The organism is Lentzea sp. NPDC059081 (assembly GCF_042738015.1).
Lineage (GTDB): Bacteria > Actinomycetota > Actinomycetes > Mycobacteriales > Pseudonocardiaceae > Lentzea.
Genome location: NZ_JBHYGW010000040.1, coordinates 1 through 18,317, shown reverse-complemented (window position 1 = coordinate 18,317; position 18,317 = coordinate 1). Strand labels below are relative to the sequence as shown.

Genomic DNA, 18,317 nt, shown 5'->3' with positions numbered 1-18,317 from the left:
CATTGACGAGCAGGATCAACGTTGACCGCTGCAGTCGACGTTGACGCCACATTGACCACATCGACGTTGACGCCACGTCGACGTTGACGACGTCGTCCATCCACAAAAAGGCCCCCCGCCGAAGCGGGGGGCCGAAGCACAAGCGGGGTCAGCAGGTCACTTCGCGCGCGCCGGCCAGGTTGTCCGGGTTCAGCGTCGGCGGGGTGGGCGCCGCGACCTGGCCGCCCTGCTGCTCGGGCTGCTGCGCCGCCCACTCGGTGAGCTGGTCGAGCACCTTGCGGGCGTTGCCGTTCGGCTTGACCTCGTCGAACTTCTTGCCGACCGCGACGTCGACGGTGGCGTCCTGGCGGTCGTCGCGCACGAGCTCCAGGCACGGCTCCAGCAGCGACAGCGTCCGCGCGGCCTGCGCGCCGGGGGCGCCGAAGCGGAGCTGGCCGCGGCAGCCCATGTCACCCGCCGGGTAGATCGGGTCGTTGCCGGGGTCGGCCGCCTGCTTCAGGCCCAGCTCGGTGAGCTGCGTGGCCACGGTCTTGGCGTGGTTGCGCTGCGTCGAGGCGTTGACGACCTTGAAGTTGACCTCGCCGACCGGCACCGGCGTGGTGCGGTCGAGCGCGTCGTGCTCCAGCACCGTGCCCAGCGGAGGGGGCGGCGCCGTCGACGGGGCGGCCGGGTCGGCTGCCGCGGTGGACGACGCCGTCACGCCGCCCGGCGCGTTGCACCTGATGGCCGCGTCCACGTCGCCCGCGCTGCCGAGCACCTTCACCCAGACGAACACGGAGCTGACCAACAGCACCGCGAACAGGACGAGCGCGGGCACGGGCCGACGCCTCTTGTAAGGCGTCAAGCTCCCCGATGCGGATCCCACGTCCGAAGTCCTCCCCGTGATCCGTCCCCTGTGATCAGCCTAGGCCCTGCCCGGCTGTTGCGCGCACCGACGTGCGTGACCCGCTGCACCGGCCTGATTGCTCACAGTCAGGACGGTACCGGCCCGGCGCCGCGTTGCACGCCGGGGCGAACGTGCTCCCGCACAGGGTATCGGTCCAGCGTAGAAAGGTTGTGTCACCCGTCCGGTCGGTAAGGGGTAACCCGATGCCGGGGCACTCGGACAATGAGCTACCCTCTGCGCGCTCCGCACACATGTCGATCAAGCCGACGGTCACGTCGAGGGGGTTGGCTTGGCTCGGAGTGCGAGAGACCTACGTCACCTTGACGTGGGGCACAAAAGAGGGCGCTGGAGCGTTAACCAGCGACACGAACAGTCTCCGTAGACCGCAGGGGTGAAGAAGATGGCGACCGACTACGACGCGCCGCGTCGCAGCGAGGCGGACGAACTCGCTGAGGACTCCCTCGAGGAGTTGAAGGCCCGGCGGAACGAGACGCAGTCCGGCGTCGTCGACGTCGACGAGGACGCTAGCGCGGAGAACTTCGAGCTGCCCGGCGCCGATCTGTCCGGCGAGGAGCTCACCTTCAAGGTGCTGCCCAAGCAGGCCGACGAGTTCACGTGCTCGAAGTGCTTCCTGGTGCACCACCGCAGCAGGCTCGCCGAGGACAACGGCGGCGTGTACATCTGCCGCGACTGCGCCTGACCGGCCGGACCGAGAAACTGCTGGGCGCTCACCCTCACGGGTGGCGCCCAGTTGTGTTTTCTCTCAGCCCTCGGCCGTGGTGCCCCCGACCGCGGTGCCCCTGATCGCGGCGAGGAGCTCGTCGGGGTGCCGGGTGCTGATCACCCAGTAGGGGGTCGGGTCCTCCGGGTCGTCGACCCGCACCCGCACGAGCGGCTTGACCCAGCCGCGGTGCACGACGAACGCCGCCGGGTCGAGCTCGGGACCCATCGTCCTGCGCTTCGCCTCCGGGGCCACGAGCTCGGCGTCGCCGAGCAGCTCCAGCGGGATGTGCGCCTCGCCCGCCCGCAGCTCGCCGCCGGCCACCTCGACCTTCGTCGATCCGAGCCGCACGATCAGCAGGGCCGTCAACGGCAGCAGGACCACGTACGGCAGCCACGACCGCACCCCGGGGAAGCCCATGTGGATCTCGGCGGCCAGCAACGCGGCCGCGAGCAGCGGAAGCGGCCAGAACCACCACGTCACGTACAGGCGCTCGCGGTAGGTCGTAGTGGCGGTCACGGCAGTCTCACTCACGTCGTCAGGGTAATCTCGGCCGCCGTGTCCAGCGTCGAGGTGTTGCTGACCCGGCTCGATCCGGGGGTTCCCGTGCCCGCCTACGCCCGTCACGGCGACGCGGGCGCCGATCTGGTCACCACGTCGGACGTGGTCATTCCACCAGGCGAGCGGGCCGTGGTCGGCACCGGTGTCGCGATCGCGCTGCCCGAGGGGTTCGCGGGGTTCGTGCACCCGCGCTCGGGGCTGGCCGCGCGGGTCGGGCTGAGCGTGGTCAACACGCCCGGCACGATCGACTCCGGCTACCGCGGTGAGATCCGCGTTTGCCTCGTGAACCATGATCTCCGTGAGCCGATCGCGCTGGTGCGCGGCGACCGGATCGCCCAGCTCGTCGTGCAACGCGTCGAGCACGCGGTGTTCCGGGAGGTCACCGAGCTGCCAGAAACGGAGCGCGGTGCGGGAGGCTATGGCTCGACCGGCGGGCACGACGTGCTCGCCCGTACGAATGCAGAGGGGTAGGGCATGTTCGGAAGGCGCCGCAAGCGCGGTCGTCACTCCTCGGGTGCTGTCGAGACGGGACCGGAGTACGACGAGGACTTCGACGACGTCGAGGGCCCGTGGGACTCGACCGTGGCGCCCCGTGACGACGTGCAGCGGCTCGACCTGGGATCGGTGCAGCTGCCGATGCCGGACGAGGCCCAGCTGCAGGTCGAGATGGACCAGCAGAACGGTTCCGTGCGCGCGGTGCACGTCCTCACGTCCGTGGGTCAGCTGACGATCAGCGCGTTCGCCGCGCCGAAGTCCGGCGGCCTCTGGAAGGAGGTCGGTGCCGAGCTGATCCAGGGCCTGAAGGAGGACGGCGCGCGCATCAACCGGGAGAACGGCGAGTGGGGCGAGGAGATCACCGCTCGCAACCAGGGCGTGCAGATCCTCTTCGTCGGCGTCGACGGACCGCGCTGGATGCTGCGCGGGGTCGCCGCCGGTCCCGAGGAGCACTTCGCGCAGAACTCCGAGGCGTTGCGCGAGATGCTGCGCGGCACCGTCGTCGTGCGCGGCGAGCAGCCGATGCCGCCCCGCACCCCGCTGCCGGTCGAGCTGCCGGAGGCGATCGCCCGGCACATCCAGCAGCAGGGCTAGCTCTTCGCTCGTTGCCACGCCTGCACCGCGCCGCCCAGAGCGCGCGGGTAGGCGTCCAGCGTCGTCGTCGTGAGCACGGCGCGGGGGAGGGCGTCCGCCCACTGCCGCGCGATGCCGATCGGGTGCACCGGGTCGTCGGTGCACCCGACGATCCCGGCCGGCACGTCCAACGACCTCAGCTCGTCGAGCGTGGGCGCGGCCGACTCGGACGCCTCCTCGAAGTGCGGCACCAGCTCCTCGCCGTAGCCGTGCCACGCCCTCGTCAGCTCGTCGCGCAGCCAGCCGGTGGTGCCGGCGAGCGCGGTCTCCACGCCGTGGTCCGCGACGACCCGTGCGCTGGCCTTCGCCGCGAGGGCGGCGGGCGCACCGTTCGCGGGACCGGTCCACGCGGGCAGCGCGAGCACCAGACCTGCGCATTTGCCGGGGTTCCCGGCCGCCCAGAGCGCGGCGACGTGTGCCCCGAGTGAGACGCCTCCCACCACGATCGGGTGGCCTGCCCAGGCGTTGTCGAGGGCCGTCAACCGTTCACACAGGGTGCGGACCCGCGGAGCGACGAGAACCGCGCCTACCTGCGACAACGGCTCGGCGAACACGGTTCGGACAAACACCTCGTCGGAGGCGGTTCCGGGCAGCAGGACGACGGTCTCGGCAGGCACACCCGAGATTGTCCGGCGTCCTGCGTACCCTCACTGTCAGACGGTCCACACCACTGGGCCACCAGAGCACCGCAGGAGTCGGGGATGGGCGGCTATTGGCACCGCTTGGTGCGTCGCTTGACCAGCGACGTGGCCGAGCTCGACGCGGACGACCTGTCGCGAAAAGCGGAGGCCGTCGGCGCGGTGAAGGCGTGCGACTGCCGGTCCGGCGAGGAGGTCACCGTCCTCGGCCGGCTCCGCAGCGTGGAGCTCTGTCCCCGTGACGCGGCCGCCACCCTGGAAGCGGAGCTCTACGACGGCACCGAGGGCGTCACCCTCGTCTGGCTCGGCCGCCGTCGCATCGCGGGTATCGAGCCTGGTCGCACGATCAAGGCCCGGGGCCGCATCGCCGTGCGCGACGGGCGCAAGGTGCTCTACAACCCCTATTACGAGTTGCAGAACGCTTCATGACCTCAGCTGAGACCGAAGAAAAGCAGCCCACCGTCCTCGAGCAGATGGGCGGCGTGAGCGGAATGCTCTACTCGTCGCTGCCCGTCCTCGTCTTCGTGATCGTCAACTTCGCCACCAAGAACCTCATGGCGGCGATCATCAGCTCCCTCGCGGCCGCCGTCGTCATCGGCGCGATCCTGGCCGTGCGCAAGGGAACGATCCAGCCCGCGATCTCCGCCGTGTTCGGCGTCGGCATCGCGGCGTTCATCGCCTACAAGACGGGCGAGGCCAAGGGCTTCTTCCTCTTCGGCATCTGGCAGAGCGTCGTCTACGGCAGCGCGTTCCTGCTGTCGATCATCGTGCGCTGGCCGCTCGCGGGCGTGATCTGGACGTTCCTCAACGGCAGGGACCGCTCCTGGCGCGACGACAAGGCCACCGTCCGCGACTACGACATTGCGACCTTCGTGTGGGCACTGGTCTTCTTCGCCCGCTTCGTGGTGCAGCGCTGGCTCTACGACGAGGACCAGGTCGGCTGGCTCGCGGTCGCCCGCCTCGGCATGGGCTACCCGCTGATGGCCATCGCGCTGCTCGCCACGGTCTGGGCGGTCCGCAGGGCCGACAAGCGCCTGAAGGCGGCCGAGGAGGCGGAGGAAGCGGCGAAGGCCCAGGCAGCCGCGGAGGCCGAGGTGCAGGACGTGCTCGACCGCACCGCCGACGACCTGCTCACGCCGGACATGGACGAGCTCCAGCGCGCCGTGGACGACGACGCCAAGCAGAAGGCGCGCGACAGGTCGCGCGACTGATCCCGGTCCGCACGGTTTCGCCGGCCGACGTCTCCGCTGGGGACGTCGGCCGTGTCATGTCCCTGCGGTTCAGCCCTGGCCGAATAGTGCGCGCAGGCCGTCCCGCCCCGTCACGCCGACTGCCGCGTAGGTCGTCTGCAGGTGGTTGTCCACGGTGCGCTTGGCGATGGTCAGGTGTGCGGCGATCTCGTCGTTCGTCAGTCCTGTCACGGCCAGCCGGGCGATCTCCAGCTGCCGCCGGGTCAGTGCCGTGAGCGTGCTCGTCATCGCCAGGCCCGGTGTGGTGGCGCCGTCGAACGTCTCCGTCAGCGCCGACGCTTGGTGGTCCAGCCGGTCGGCGTCGCGTGGATTGTCGTGCAACCGCGACAGCCTGCCCGCCTCCGCGAGCGCCTCGGCGGCATAAAGCATGGCGCCGCACGTCATGAAGGCGGTCGCCACCTCCTCCAAACCCGCTGGGTCACGCAACGCGCGCGCCTGAGCGTGCGAGGCGTACGCGGTCGTGAGGGGGTCCTTGCGTGACTTCGCCAGTGCCAGCAGACGGGGCGAGGTGTCCGCGCCGAACCGTGCGGCGTCATACAGCGATGCGATCTCGTAGGAGGAGGCGCCATGCGTGCGCGCGGCGTCCGCGTTGTCCAGAGCGGTCTGCATTGCCTCGTTTACGCGTCCCGCGGCTGCCAGCACCCACGTGCGTGCGGCTCCTACGGCCAGGTGCGTGACACGCCACGAGGGATGCAGTGCGGCTTGAGCGCGCGCCAACGCTCGTTCGGCGCGGTCGGACTGACCCAGTAGAGCGGTGCCGGCCGCGAACTCCGCGAGCAGCAGCACGTCCCACGACATCAGCGTGACGCCGGGCTCGGGAATGCCTTCCGCCGCAGCACGCACGGCCGTCGCCGCCTTGCCCCGCAACCGTGCGCACTGGCTGAGCAACACGCGCGGCAGCACTTGCGTCACCGGGCGGCGGTCCGCCTCGGCCAACGCCTGCGCGGCGCGCTGCTGAGCACCCGCGAGGTCGCCGGAGCGCAGGAGGCACTCGCCGTGCACGTCGGCGTGAGCGATGCCCGGGAACTGCCCTGCCGTGGCGTCGATCCTGCCGATGGCGTCGGCGTAGCGGCCGGTGAGCTGGTCGGCGAACGCGAGCACCGACTCTCCCGCAGCCCAACCGCCCTCCGCGACCAGCAACGCCCCGCCGAGCCGCGCGACACCGGGCGGTGCGGACTCCAGCGCGAACGTCAGCGCGAAGAACAGCACCCTGCGCTCCGACTCGGGCGACAGCGAGGTGAGCGAATCGAGCACCGCGATTGCCCCTGCCTCGTCACCCAGACCGAAGAACAGGGTGAACGCGCGCATGCAGACCGCGTCGACCCCGCCCGCCAACGCGAACGCCTCGTCTGCCTGGGCACACCGCCGTTGGTGCAGGAGCACCAGACCGAGCACGAGCCCGACGCGCGACGCGGCCCCCAGGTCGATCGCCGCACGCGACAGGCGTTCGGCGAGTTCCCAGTCCTGCAACGACAACGCCCGCTCGGCAGCCGACACGAACACGTCCGCGGACCCGGACGTGCCGCTGTCCAACCGCCATGCGGCAACACGAAGAGCGTCGCCGCATCCTTCGAGCCGGTCGGCAAGAGTCTTCCGATGCGCGTTCGCTCTCGAAGACGGACACATCGCACGCAAACGCGCGCTATAGATCGGATGGGCGACACACGCGCGTCCGTCGTCACTAACGCGCACGAGCCCCATACGCACCAACTCCGCGGGAACGGGCAACGCCGACGGCTCAAGCGGTTCGCCGTACGCCAACAACTCCAACGCCCGCCGCTGCGGTTCCGTGAGCCGTCCGAGCGCGAGGTCCACGAGCTCGGCGAGCCTGCCGGGCGACGGCCCGCGCCAAGCCCACCCGCCCACGACCTCGGCCAGCGCCCCCGAGCACACCCCGAACGCGGCGATCTCCCTGATGTGCAAGAGGTTTCCCCGAGCGCGGGACCACACCAGGTCCTGGGTCCCGACGTCCACGACCCCGCCGAGCGCGATCGCCAGCACCGCGTCCGCGCTCTCCCGGTCGAGCGGATCGACGAGGACGACGGGCAAGCCCTCCAGCCCCCACCCGGACCGCGCCGTGCAGATGACGCGCATCAGCCGGTGGCGCAGGATGTGCCGCAGTACCAACAAAGACGCGTCATCGAGCAGATGCGCGTCATCGACGAACAACACCCGCCGCCCGCCGCGAGAGAGATGGTCGGCGGCAGCGCGCACGGACAACGACGGCACGAGAGAAGCGATCGCACCGAACGGAATCCGTGACGTGGCAACCGTGGCGTGACACCGCACCACCGCATGCGGCACGGCACCAAGCACTTCCACCGCCAGCCGCGTCTTGCCGACACCGGCGGGACCGGACAACAACACCGCGCCGTCCGCGGTCAACGCGCGCAACGCGGCCCGCAGCTCACCCTCGCGCCCGACCAGGGGCAACTGATCGCTCACGCTTGGTAGGTGCCCGCACCCGTTCCGCAGATACGGGCCACCTGGCCGCAGAGAGCTAGTACCCCAGCGCCGTCTTGATGTCCTGCTCGACGGCCGCCGTCGTGACGAACAGCAGCTCGTCCTCCGCCTCCAGCGTGTCGTCCGGCTGTGGCACGATGACCCGCCCGCCGCGCAGGATCGTCACCAGTGCGGCGTCGCGGGGCAGCGTCAGCTCCGACACGGCCCGGCCGGCGAACGGCGTCGACTCGTCGAGCGTGATCTCCACGAGGTTCGCCTGGCCCTGCCGCAACGTCAGCAGGCGCACGACGTCACCGATCGTCACGGACTCCTCGACCATCGCGGCGAGCAACCGCGGCGTCGACACGGCGACGTCGACACCCCACGACTCGGTGAACAGCCATTCGTTCGTGGGGTCGTTCACGCGCGCGACGACACGGCGGACCGCGAACTCGGTCTTGGCCAGGAGGGACACCACGAGGTTGACCTTGTCGTCACCGGTCGCGGCGATCACCACGTCGCACAGCTGCATGCCCGCGTCCTCCAAAGAGGACAACTCGCACGCGTCGGCCTGCACCCACTCGGCCTGCTCGACGGAGTTCGGGTCGAAGTGCGCCCGGTCCCGCTCGATCAGCATCACCTGGTGCCCGTCGGACACGAGCTCCTGCGCGATGGACCGCCCCACCGCTCCCGCGCCAGCGATCGCGACCCGCATCAGCTCTCCTCCGGTGCCTGCTGCGCCGCGGCCGCGACGTCGGTGATCGTGCCGGACAGCGCCGCCACGTAGATGGTGTCGTCGGCCTGCACGACCGTCGAGGGCTGCGGCAGCACGCCCGTGCCGAAGCGCATCACGAACGCCACGCGCGCGCCGATCGCCTCCTCGAGCTCGCGGATCGGCCGCCCGACCCACGACTCGGCGACCTCGATCGGCAACACGGCCACGGTCCCGGACGGGTCGCGCCACGCGGTCGCCGCGCCCTCGGGCAGCAGCATCCGCAGGAACCGGTCGGTCGACCACGGCACGGTCGCCACCGTCGGGATGCCCAGCCGCTCGTACACGGCGGCGCGCTTGTGGTCGTAGATGCGGGCGACGACGTGTTCGACACCGAACGTCTCGCGGGCGACCCGCGCCGAGATGATGTTCGAGTTGTCGCCGCTGGAGACCGCGGCGAACGCGCCCGCGCGCTCGACTCCCGCCTCGATCAGGACATTGCGGTCGAAACCGTTGCCCACGACCTGCTGGCCGTGGAAGTCGCTGCCCAGCCTGCGGAACGACTGCGAATCCTTGTCGATCACGGCGACCTGGTGGTCGAGCCGCTCCAAGGCCCTGGCCAGGGAGGCTCCCACCCGGCCACACCCCATGATCACCACGTGCACGACATGCCTCCTCAGGCGAACTCTGCGCAGAACCTACCGAGCATTAGCCCGTCCCGGTGAGTGGACCCCTTACGCTCTGGCCGTGTCCAAGCTCGCCACCGCTGCCAAACGCCTCCTGGTCGGACGGCCGTTCCGCAGCGATCGCCTCGCTCACACCCTGCTGCCCAAACGCATCGCCTTGCCGGTCTTCGCCTCCGACGCCATGTCGTCGGTCGCGTACGCGCCGGAGGAGATCTTCCTGATGTTGTCGGTCGCGGGTCTGAGCGCCTACGCGATGGCGCCGTGGGTGGGCGTCGCCGTCGTCGTGGTCATGCTCACCGTGGTCGCCAGCTACCGCCAGAACGTGCACGCCTACCCGTCCGGTGGCGGTGACTACGAGGTCGCCACGGTGAACCTGGGGCGCCGGGCGGGGCTCACGGTGGCGAGCGCCCTGCTCGTCGACTACATCCTCACGGTCGCGGTGTCGATCTCGGCGGCGATGGCGAACATCGGCTCGGCGATCCCGTTCGTCGCCACGCACAAGGCGGAGTTCGCGGTCACCGCCATCGTGCTGCTGACTGCGGTCAACCTCCGCGGGATCCGCGAGTCCGGCAGCGCGTTCGCCGTGCCCGTCTACGCGTTCATGATCGGCGTCTTCTGCCTGATCGGGTACGGGCTGTTCCGCGGGTTCGTGCTGGGCGACGAGATGCGGGCCGAGAGCTCCGGCCTCGAGATCCACGCCGAGTCCGACCACCTGATGGGACTCGCGTTCGTCTTCCTCGTGCTCCGGGCGTTCTCGTCCGGCTGCGCCGCGCTCACCGGCGTCGAGGCGATCAGCAACGGCGTGCCCGCGTTCCGCAAGCCCAAGTCCCGCAACGCCGCGACCACGCTGCTGCTGATGGGCGGCATCTCGGTGGTCATGCTGATGGGCCTGATCGTCCTCGCCCAGCTGACCGACGTGCGGATGGCCGAGTTCCCCCAGGAGCAGATCAGCAACGCCCCGGCGGGCTACGAGCAGAAGACGATGGTCGCGCAGATCGCCCACGCCGTCTTCGACAGCTTCCCACCCGGCTTCTACTTCATCGCCGGCGTGACCGCGCTCATCCTGGTGCTCGCCGCGAACACCGCGTTCAACGGCTTCCCGGTGCTCGGCTCGATCCTCGCCCAGGACCGCTACCTGCCGCGCCAGCTGCACACCCGCGGCGACCGGCTGGCGTTCTCCAACGGCATCCTGTTCCTCGCCGGGTTCGCGGTCGTGCTGGTGATCGCGTTCGACGCCGAGGTCACCCGGCTGATCCAGCTCTACATCGTGGGCGTGTTCGTGTCGTTCACGCTGAGCCAGCTCGGCATGATCAAGCACTGGCAGCGGTTGCTCAAGACCGAGACCGACGCCGCGGTGCGCACCCGGATGCGCCGCTCGCAGGCCATCAACACGTTCGGTCTCGCGCTGACGGCGACCGTGCTGATCATCGTGCTGATCACCAAGTTCACCAAGGGCGCGTGGATCGCCATCGCCGCGATGGCCGCTATCTACGCGTTGATGACCGCCATCCGCAAGCACTACGACACCGTCGCCGAGGAGCTGCGCAAGCAGGAGAAGGTGCGCACGATGCCCGCGCGCAACCACGCGATGGTGCTGGTGTCCAAACTGCACATGCCGACGCTGCGGGCGCTGTCCTACGCGAAGGCCGTGCGCCCGGACGTGCTGGAGGCCGTCACGGTCAACGTCGACGACGGCGACACCCGCAAGCTCGTCGCGGAGTGGGAGAAGGAGAACTTCAAGATCCCGCTGAAGGTGATCGAGTCGCCCTACCGCGAGATCACCCGGCCCGTTCTCGACTACGTGAAGCGCGTCAAGTCGGACAACCCGCGCGACGTTGTTACGGTGTTCATCCCCGAGTACGTCGTCGGCCACTGGTGGGAGCAGCTGCTGCACAACCAGAGCGCGTTGCGGCTCAAGGGAAGGCTGCTGTTCCAGCCGGGTGTGATGGTGACCAGTGTGCCGTGGCAGCTCGAGTCGTCGGTGAAGGTCAAGGACAAGGACGTCATCGCGCCCGGCGCTGTCCGAAGGGGACTTGACGACCGATGAGCACGACCAAGGAAGACTGGACCGGACGTGAGTTCGAGGTCGAGGTAGGGCCAGTCGCCCACGGCGGTCACTTCGTCGCACGGCACGAGGGGCGCGTTCTGTTCGTGCGTCACGCGTTGCCCGGCGAGCGCGTCGTGGTGTCGGTGTACGAGGACAACGGCGGGTCGTTCTGCCGTGCGGACGCCGTGGAGGTCCTCACGCCGTCACCGGACCGCGTGGCGCCGCCGTGCCCGTTCAGCGGACCGGGGATGTGCGGTGGCTGCGACTTCCAGCACGTGTCGTGGGACGCGCAGCGCGAGCTCAAGGCGCAGGTCGTCCGCGAGCAGCTGACGCGCCTGGCCAAGATCGACCGCGACGTCGTCGTGGAGGCGCTGCCGGGCGGCCCGCTGGAGTGGCGGACGCGGATCCGGATGGCCGTCGACCGCGACGGGAGGCCCGGTTTCCGCGGCACCCGTTCCCACGATGTGATCCCGGTCGACCACTGCGTGATCTCCCGGCCCGGCATGGTCGAGTCCGTGGCCGACAGGAAGTGGCGGGCGCAGGAGCTCACGATCGTCCAGGACGGTGACGGCAACCGTCATCTGGGTGAGGTGCGCGGCCGACACACCGTGCGACGCGCCGGGACCGGTACGGCCGTCGAGACCGCCGCCCAACGAAAGTGGCGAGTTTCCGCCGACGGGTTCTGGCAGGTCCACCCGGCGGCCGCGGACACGTTCGCGACCGTCGTGGGGGAGTGGGCCGCGGCCAGGCAGGGGCAGCGCGCGTGGGACCTCTACGGCGGCGCGGGGCTCTTCGCGTCCGTGCTCGGCCGGCAGGTCGGCGAGACCGGGTCCGTGCTGGTCGTCGAGTCGTTTCCGGGTGCCGTGGAAGACGGCAGGCGCAACCTCCGCCGCATGCCCCAGGTCGAGTTCGTGGCGGACAAGGTGGAGCGCGCCGTCACCCGCCGCCTGCCCGTGGAGGACCCGCACGTCGTCGTGCTCGACCCCCCTCGCAAGGGGGCGGGCAAGGTCGTTGTGGCTGAAGTCGCACGGCGCCGCCCCCAGCGGGTCGTCTACGTCGCCTGCGACCCCGCGGCGCTGGCTCGTGACCTGGCGGAATTCACTGCTCAGGGGTACCGGCTGAAGAACCTGCGCGCCTTCGACGCCTTCCCGATGACCCATCACGTGGAGTGCGTCGCGCTGCTCGTACCTGAGACGCCGTGACCATGCGTCTCAGTCGAGTCTCCGTAGACTGAGCCGAAGTCTTCAGGAGTGAGGTGGGCGTGGTGACCCTGCTGGAGTCCGTGCACGGACCAGCTGATCTGAAACGGATGGACGAGGCGCAGCTGTCGCAGCTGTGCGGGGAGATCCGGCGTTTCCTGGTCGACAAGGTGTCCAAGACGGGCGGGCACCTGGGCCCGAACCTGGGTGTCGTCGAGCTGACCGTGGCGCTGCACCGCGTGTTCGACTCGCCGCAGGACCCGATCGTCTTCGACACCGGTCACCAGTCGTACGTGCACAAGATCGTCACGGGCCGACGTGACGGCTTCGACCGGCTGCGCCAGCAGGGCGGCATGTCGGGCTACCCGTCGCGGTCGGAGTCCGAGCACGACGTGCAGGAGAGCTCGCACGCCTCGACGGCGCTGTCCTACGCCGACGGACTGGCGAAGGCGAAGCAGATCAACGGCGCCCACGGGCACGTGGTCGCGGTCGTCGGCGACGGAGCGCTGACCGGCGGCATGTGCTGGGAGGCGTTGAACAACATCGCGGCGGACAAGAACCGCCCGGTCGTGATCGTGGTCAACGACAACGGCCGCTCGTACTCGCCGACGATCGGTGGTCTCGCGGACCACCTGTCGTCGCTGCGCCTGCGCCCCGGCTACGAGCAGCTGCTGGAGAAGGGCAAGAGCGCGCTGCAGCAGACGCCGATCTTCGGCAAGCCGCTCTACGCCGCCCTGCACGCAGCCAAGCGCGGCATCAAGGACGCGCTGGCTCCGCAGGCGATGTTCGAGGACCTCGGCCTCAAGTACATCGGCCCGGTCGACGGCCACGACATGGCGGCGCTCGAGTCCGCTCTGCAGCGCGCGAAGTCGTTCGGCGGCCCGGTGATCGTGCACGCCGTGACCCGCAAGGGCATGGGCTTCGCGCCGGCCGAGAACCACGAGGCCGACCAGATGCACGCCACCGGCGTCATCGACCCGATCACCGGCGAGGACCTCAAGCCGTCCAGCCGCACCTGGACGCACGTGTTCTCCGACTCGCTGGTGGAGATCGGCCGCGAACGCTCCGACGTCGTGGCGATCACCGCGGCGATGCAGGGCCCGACCGGCCTGGACGCGTTCGCCAAGGCGTTCCCGGAGCGCTTCTTCGACGTCGGCATCGCCGAGCAGCACGCGCTCACCTCCGCCGCCGGGCTCGCGATCGGCGGCCTGCACCCGGTCGTGGCCGTCTACGCGACGTTCCTGAACCGGGCGTTCGACCAGCTGCTGATGGACGTGGCGCTGCACAAGCAGGGCGTCACGGTCGTGCTCGACCGCGCGGGCGTCACCGGCCCGGACGGCGCGTCGCACCACGGCATGTGGGACATGTCGATCCTCGGTGTCGTCCCCGGTGTCCACGTGGCGGCGCCGCGTGACGCCGGCACGTTGGCCGAAGAGCTGCGCGAGGCGGTGGCGATCTCCGACGCGCCGTCGGTGATCCGCTACCCCAAGGCGTCCGTCGGCGGCGACCTGCCGGCGTTGGAACGCGTGGGAACCGTCGACGTGCTCCGCCGGTCGGGCAACGACGTGCTGCTGGTGACGGTCGGCGCGCTGGGCGAGCTCGGTCTCGAAGCCGCGCAACGGCTGGAGGACCAGGGCATCGGCGTGACGGTCGTCGACCCGCGGTGGATCTACCCGATGTCCACGGACCTCGTGGAGATGGCCGCGTCGCACAAGCTCGTCGTGACCGTCGAGGACGGTGGACGGCACGGCGGCTTCGGCTCGTCGCTGGCGGCCGCGCTCCGTGACGCGGAGATCGACGTGCCGTTGCGCGACATCGCGTTGCCGCAGCAGTTCCACGACCACGGTTCGCGCGGCGAGGTGCTGGCGTTGTGCGGCATCACCGCGCAGGACGTGGCCCGCCGGGTGACGGAGTGGGCCGCCCGGCTGGAGTGCCTGCCCGTGGAAATCGACGCGCCGGCGGAGAAGTAGTTCGGTTAACCTCCCCCTCGCGCCCGCTCAGGTGGCCCGGCAGGACTTCCTCGCCAGGGTTCCGCTGTCCGGGCAGGCGCGTTGGCGCTGTAAAGGCACCAGGTTCGATTCCTGAACGCCACGACCCCGGTCGCACACGGGGGCGAGGAGCTCTGCGAGTCCTTTCCGGACTCCCGCTCCGAGCCCCGCCGGCCGGGGTCGTGGTCTGCCTGGACGGAGGTGGAGACGATGAAGCACACGTTGTTCCCGTGGGAACGGGGAGTCCGGTTCGACCGCGGAGTGCTGGTGGGCGAGGTGGAGCCCGGCCGGCACAAGTTCCCGCGTCATGTCGCGCTGCACCGCGTCGACATCCGTCCGCGCACGTTGACTCCCGCCGCGCAGGACGTGCCCACGTCCGACGGCGTGCTGGTCCGTGTGACCGTGGTCGTGCGTTGGGCCGTGTCCTCGCCGACGACGTTCGTGGTGGCGTCGGCTGGTCCTGAGGCTGAGCTCTACACGGCCGTGCAGCTGGCGTTGCGCGGTGCGGTGCTGACGCGCGCGCACTCCGCCGTCGACCCCGAGCGTGACGCGATCGCCGCCGAGGTGCTGGCCGGTGTAGCGGTTCGTGCCGCCGAGCTCGGCATCACGGTGTCCGAGGTCGCCGTTCGCGACGTCGTCATGCCCGGTGAGCTGCGCCGCGCGGCCCTGGCCGAGCTGGTGGCGGCGTCCGAGGGACGTGCGGCGCTGGAGCGGGCGCGCGGTGAGACGGCCGCGCTGCGGTCGTTGCTCAACGCGGCACGGCTGGCGGAGGAGCACCCGGCGTTGCTGGAGCTGCGCGCACTGCAGGCCGCCTCGACCGTCGTCGTGGACCGGCCCGCCCGCAGGTCCTGATCAGTCCTCGCGCAGCCAGAGCAGGGTGGTCCGCGACTCGCGCAGCCGCCAGCCGGCGGGCGTCCTGACCGCGACGCAGTCGAGCTTCAGCCCGGCGGTGCGGAAGGGCGCCTCGCCGTCGCGGAAGAAGTAGGTCACCGAGTTCGCGGACGCGGCGGCCTTGTCGCCGTCGAGCTCGACCAGCAGCCCCGCGGTCAGGTGCTGGGTGCGCACCTGCGGGTCGTCGGCGCTGCGCATCGCCGTGACGAACTCGTCCAGGCCGTCGATCTCGCCGTTGCGGGGCGACGAGATCGAGATGTCGCGGTCGAAGACGGTGTGCGCGTCGTCCCAGCGCTTCTCGTCGAGCAGGCGCGCGAGCTTGCTGAACAGGACGTTGATCTCGAGGCGGTCGGTCGCCGTCATGACGAGCTCCTAATGGTTGGTGGCGCCAACGTTGGCGCCACCAACCATACACAGCGTTGTTGGTTGCGCCAACGAATTAGGATGGCTCACGTGGAAGAGACCCCGGAACGCCTGGCGGGCAAGCCGAGCTGGCTGCTGACCCAGCTCGCGGTGCACGCGCACCGGCTGGCGTCCGAGGGGTTCGCCGAGGCGGGGGCGCGCGGGTACCACTACCGGGTGCTGGCGGCGTTGGACGAGTTCGGCCTGATGAGCCAGGCCGAGATCGGCCGCCGCTGCAACATGGACCGCAGCGACGTCGTGGCGGCGGTGTCGGAGCTGGAGCGGGAGGGCTTCGTCGACCGGGCGCAGGACCCGCGCGACCGCCGGCGCAACACCGTGACGCTCACCGAGCAGGGCAGGACGCAGCTGCGCCGCCTCGACCGGGCGCTCGACCAGGCCCAGGACCACCTGCTCGGACCGCTGGACGAGCAGGACCGGCGGACCCTCACCCGCCTGTTGGGCGTGCTGCTCACCCACCACCAGCGCGCGTAGGACCGACAGGCCGCGTGAAGGTGCCGTTAAGCGTCATCTCAGGTCGATGTGGCACCTTGGTGGCGTGCGGATTCTGGTTGTCGAGGACGAGGCACCTCTGGCCGACGCGATCGCTCGCGGCCTGAGGCGTGAGGGCATGGCCGTGGACGTCGCCTACGACGGCGAGACCGGGCACGAGAAGTCGACCGTCACGCGGTACGACGTGGTCGTGCTCGACCGCGACCTTCCAGGCATGTCCGGCGACGAGCTGTGCAAGGAGATCCTCAGCTCCGGCGCACTCACCAGGGTCATGATGCTGACGGCCAGCGGGTCCATCGAGGACCGCGTGTCCGGCCTGTCGCTCGGCGCCGACGACTACCTCGCGAAGCCGTTCGCGTTCCCCGAGCTGGTCGCGCGCGTGCGGGCGCTGGCCCGGCGCGCGACCCCCGCGACCCCGCCCGTGCTGTCCGCCCAGGACGTCGAGCTGGACCCGGCGCGGCGCACCGTGTCGCGCGGCGGGCAGCCGATCGAGCTGACGCGCAAGGAGTTCGGCGTCCTCGAGGTGCTGCTCGCGGCCAAGGGATCGGTCGTCAGCAGCGAGGAGCTGCTCGAGCGCGTGTGGGACGAGAACGCCGACCCGTTCACCACGACCGTGCGCGTCACGGTCATGACGTTGCGCAAGAAGCTCGGGGAACCGGGCATCATCGACACCGTCGTGGGCTCCGGTTACCGGGTGCCGAGTGCTTCGAACGGATCTGCTGAGGACTGACATGCGCCGGCGCGGGCCAGGACTGCGTCTCCGGATCACCCTGCTCACCACCGCGCTGGTCGCGGTGGTGAGCGCTGTTCTGCTGCTCCTCGGGTGGACGCTGGTCGGGAGGGTGTTCGACTCCTCGCCGTCGTTCCCCTCGGACACCCAGGTCACGGTGGACGGCGTGACCGTCACCGTGAAGACGCTGACCGACACGTTGACCGTGGCCGCACGCCAGGACTTGCTACGCGCAGGTCTCATCGCGTTCGCGTGCATGGTGGTGGCTGCGGCCGTACTGGCGTGGACGTTCACCGGCCGTGTGTTGAAACCGCTGCACGATGTCACGGGTGCCGCGCGTCAGTTGTCCGCGGAGTCGCTCGGGTCGAGGTTGCGCCTGGAAGGACCGCGGGACGAGGTCGCGGAGCTCGCGGACACCTTCGACGCGATGCTCGACCGTCTGGAAGCCGCGTTCGACTCGCAACGCCGGTTCGTGGCGAACGCGTCGCACGAACTGCGCACCCCTCTCTCGGTCGTGCGCACAGAGCTGGACGTGACTCTCTCCGATCCTGACGCCGACGTCGAAGAGTTGAGGCGCATGGCCGGTGTCGTTCGCACGGCGGGGGAGCGTGCCGAGCAGTTGGTGTCGGCACTGCTGCTGCTCGCGCGCACGGACGGTGTGGGTCTCGCGGTGCGTGAGCCGGTCGACCTGTCCACGGTTGTCGAGTCCGCGTGGAAGGCCGTGCGCGCGGAAGCCGAGGCGCGCAACCTGCGCACGGTGTTCCGGTGCGTGCCGGCGCTCGCCATCGGAGATCCGGCCCTGCTGGAGCGCATCGCGGGCAACCTGCTCGAGAACGCCGTGCGCCACAACCACGTCGGCGGGTGGATCGAGACCGCGGTGGAGACCGGCTCGCAGTGGTCGGTGCTGCGGGTGTCGTCGTCCGGTCAGCTGATCCCGCCGGACCGCGTCGAGGAGCTGTTCGAGCCGTTCCGCCGCGGGGTCAAGGACCGCACCTCGCAGTCCGGCACGGGTCTGGGCTTGTCGATCGTGCGTGCCGCGGTGGCCGCGCACGGCGGGTTTGCGCAGGCAGTGGCCGTGCCGACCGGTGGTTTGTCGGTCACCGTGCACCTGCCGGTGGCCCCTCGCTGACCCCGGATACAAGATCTTTGGCGTGGCCCCGGTCACACTATGCGTCGATCTTGGCGGGTTTGAGCCATCCGTATGGCGTCTGACCTGCGCTTACATGTCAGGTGACCCCCGATTTGGATCTCAGTGGGCCGCCGTGTAAATTTCTCTCTGCCAGCGCGGAACGGGCCGGAAAACACCGGAACGGAGCGCGGCGAAAGACTTCTAAGCCTGACACAGCCCCGGAAGTGACTCTCCTCGGAGATGAGCTGCGGTGAGCGCGTGTTCTTTGAGAACTCAACAGCGTGCCGAAACACAGCCAGTAGTATGAATACTCCTCGTCAGGAGTATTCCTTTGAGTAGTTTTACCAGATTGCCAGACAGATTCCGTCTGGCCGATCAAACACAATCCTTATTGGAG

General features: G+C 69.9%; 19 protein-coding genes. 12 read left to right on the top strand and 7 right to left on the bottom strand.

Features of this window, described 5'->3' with window-relative positions; genetic code table 11:
- Nucleotides 1-148: 148 nt before the first annotated feature.
- Entirely contained in the window at nucleotides 149-865 is a 717-nt protein-coding gene (cei, locus tag ACFWV3_RS42065) for an envelope integrity protein Cei (protein ID WP_382419556.1), read from the bottom strand.
- A 421-nt stretch (nucleotides 866-1,286) separates the two neighbouring features.
- On the opposite strand from cei, the gene ACFWV3_RS42060 reads away from it, so the two are divergent.
- Nucleotides 1,287-1,586, top strand: coding sequence for a DUF4193 domain-containing protein (locus ACFWV3_RS42060; protein ID WP_086667480.1), 300 nt, complete (start codon nucleotides 1,287-1,289; stop codon nucleotides 1,584-1,586).
- A gap of 63 nt (nucleotides 1,587-1,649) precedes the next feature.
- Here the strand turns inward: ACFWV3_RS42060 and ACFWV3_RS42055 are convergent, their stop codons facing one another.
- Nucleotides 1,650-2,141: a DUF3093 domain-containing protein gene (locus ACFWV3_RS42055; protein ID WP_382419555.1), complete on the bottom strand. Its 492-nt coding sequence runs from the start codon at nucleotides 2,139-2,141 to the stop codon at nucleotides 1,650-1,652.
- A gap of 24 nt (nucleotides 2,142-2,165) precedes the next feature.
- Between ACFWV3_RS42055 and dut the strand changes: the two genes are divergently transcribed.
- Nucleotides 2,166-2,639 carry a dUTP diphosphatase gene (dut, locus tag ACFWV3_RS42050; RefSeq protein ID WP_382419554.1) on the top strand — a complete coding sequence of 158 codons (474 nt, stop codon included), beginning with the start codon at nucleotides 2,166-2,168 and terminating at the stop codon, nucleotides 2,637-2,639.
- A 3-nt stretch (nucleotides 2,640-2,642) separates the two neighbouring features.
- Nucleotides 2,643-3,257 (top strand): DUF3710 domain-containing protein, encoded by a 615-nt coding sequence (locus ACFWV3_RS42045; protein WP_382419553.1) that lies wholly within the window; start codon nucleotides 2,643-2,645, stop codon nucleotides 3,255-3,257.
- On the opposite strand, the gene ACFWV3_RS42040 is transcribed toward ACFWV3_RS42045, so the two are convergent.
- Nucleotides 3,254-3,913 carry an alpha/beta fold hydrolase gene (locus tag ACFWV3_RS42040; RefSeq protein ID WP_382419552.1) on the bottom strand — a complete coding sequence of 220 codons (660 nt, stop codon included), beginning with the start codon at nucleotides 3,911-3,913 and terminating at the stop codon, nucleotides 3,254-3,256. The two genes, ACFWV3_RS42045 and ACFWV3_RS42040, sit on opposite strands and share 4 nt — an antisense overlap.
- 84 nt (nucleotides 3,914-3,997) lie before the next feature.
- Here ACFWV3_RS42040 and ACFWV3_RS42035 point away from each other — a divergent pair, with 84 nt between their 5' ends.
- Nucleotides 3,998-4,363, top strand: coding sequence for an OB-fold nucleic acid binding domain-containing protein (locus tag ACFWV3_RS42035; protein WP_090056807.1), 366 nt, complete (start codon nucleotides 3,998-4,000; stop codon nucleotides 4,361-4,363).
- On the top strand, nucleotides 4,360-5,145 hold the full coding sequence (locus ACFWV3_RS42030; protein WP_382419551.1) for a DUF3159 domain-containing protein: 786 nt from the start codon (nucleotides 4,360-4,362) through the stop codon (nucleotides 5,143-5,145). Before ACFWV3_RS42035 ends, ACFWV3_RS42030 begins: the two co-directional genes overlap by 4 nt.
- A gap of 69 nt (nucleotides 5,146-5,214) precedes the next feature.
- Here ACFWV3_RS42030 and ACFWV3_RS42025 read toward each other — a convergent pair whose 3' ends face one another.
- Genes ACFWV3_RS42025 through ACFWV3_RS42015 form a run of 3 tightly spaced genes read right to left on the bottom strand, consistent with a single transcriptional unit; the run spans nucleotide 5,215 to nucleotide 9,003 of the window.
- Entirely contained in the window at nucleotides 5,215-7,629 is a 2,415-nt protein-coding gene (locus ACFWV3_RS42025; protein WP_382419550.1) for a LuxR C-terminal-related transcriptional regulator, read from the bottom strand.
- 55 nt (nucleotides 7,630-7,684) lie between these two features.
- On the bottom strand, nucleotides 7,685-8,341 hold the full coding sequence (locus ACFWV3_RS42020) for a potassium channel family protein (RefSeq protein ID WP_382419549.1): 657 nt from the start codon (nucleotides 8,339-8,341) through the stop codon (nucleotides 7,685-7,687).
- Complete coding sequence (locus ACFWV3_RS42015) at nucleotides 8,341-9,003, bottom strand: potassium channel family protein (RefSeq protein ID WP_382419548.1); 663 nt, start codon at nucleotides 9,001-9,003, stop codon at nucleotides 8,341-8,343. Before ACFWV3_RS42015 ends, ACFWV3_RS42020 begins: the two co-directional genes overlap by 1 nt.
- Nucleotides 9,004-9,085: 82 nt before the next feature.
- On the opposite strand from ACFWV3_RS42015, the gene ACFWV3_RS42010 reads away from it, so the two are divergent.
- From ACFWV3_RS42010 to ACFWV3_RS41995, 4 genes are all read left to right on the top strand, one after another.
- Entirely contained in the window at nucleotides 9,086-11,071 is a 1,986-nt protein-coding gene (locus ACFWV3_RS42010; protein ID WP_382419547.1) for an APC family permease, read from the top strand.
- Complete coding sequence (locus tag ACFWV3_RS42005; protein ID WP_382419546.1) at nucleotides 11,068-12,273, top strand: class I SAM-dependent RNA methyltransferase; 1,206 nt, start codon at nucleotides 11,068-11,070, stop codon at nucleotides 12,271-12,273. The genes ACFWV3_RS42010 and ACFWV3_RS42005 overlap by 4 nt, the downstream gene beginning before the upstream one ends.
- A gap of 62 nt (nucleotides 12,274-12,335) precedes the next feature.
- Nucleotides 12,336-14,240 (top strand): 1-deoxy-D-xylulose-5-phosphate synthase, encoded by a 1,905-nt coding sequence (dxs, locus tag ACFWV3_RS42000; RefSeq protein ID WP_382419545.1) that lies wholly within the window; start codon nucleotides 12,336-12,338, stop codon nucleotides 14,238-14,240.
- A 228-nt stretch (nucleotides 14,241-14,468) separates the two neighbouring features.
- Nucleotides 14,469-15,110, top strand: a complete 642-nt coding sequence (locus tag ACFWV3_RS41995; RefSeq protein WP_382419544.1) for a slipin family protein — start codon at nucleotides 14,469-14,471, stop codon at nucleotides 15,108-15,110.
- On the opposite strand, the gene ACFWV3_RS41990 is transcribed toward ACFWV3_RS41995, so the two are convergent.
- The gene (locus tag ACFWV3_RS41990) at nucleotides 15,111-15,512 is read right to left on the bottom strand and encodes a nuclear transport factor 2 family protein (RefSeq protein WP_382419543.1); all 402 of its coding nucleotides are present in this window, start codon (nucleotides 15,510-15,512) and stop codon (nucleotides 15,111-15,113) included.
- A gap of 81 nt (nucleotides 15,513-15,593) precedes the next feature.
- On the opposite strand from ACFWV3_RS41990, the gene ACFWV3_RS41985 reads away from it, so the two are divergent.
- From ACFWV3_RS41985 to ACFWV3_RS41975, 3 genes are all read left to right on the top strand, one after another.
- A complete protein-coding gene (locus ACFWV3_RS41985; protein ID WP_382419542.1) occupies nucleotides 15,594-16,043 on the top strand; it encodes a MarR family winged helix-turn-helix transcriptional regulator in 450 nt (149 codons plus the stop codon).
- Nucleotides 16,044-16,107: 64 nt separating this feature from the next.
- Complete coding sequence (locus ACFWV3_RS41980) at nucleotides 16,108-16,791, top strand: response regulator transcription factor (protein ID WP_330854039.1); 684 nt, start codon at nucleotides 16,108-16,110, stop codon at nucleotides 16,789-16,791.
- A 1-nt stretch (nucleotide 16,792) separates the two neighbouring features.
- Nucleotides 16,793-17,920, top strand: coding sequence for a sensor histidine kinase (locus ACFWV3_RS41975; protein WP_382419541.1), 1,128 nt, complete (start codon nucleotides 16,793-16,795; stop codon nucleotides 17,918-17,920).
- Nucleotides 17,921-18,317 lie beyond the last annotated feature (397 nt).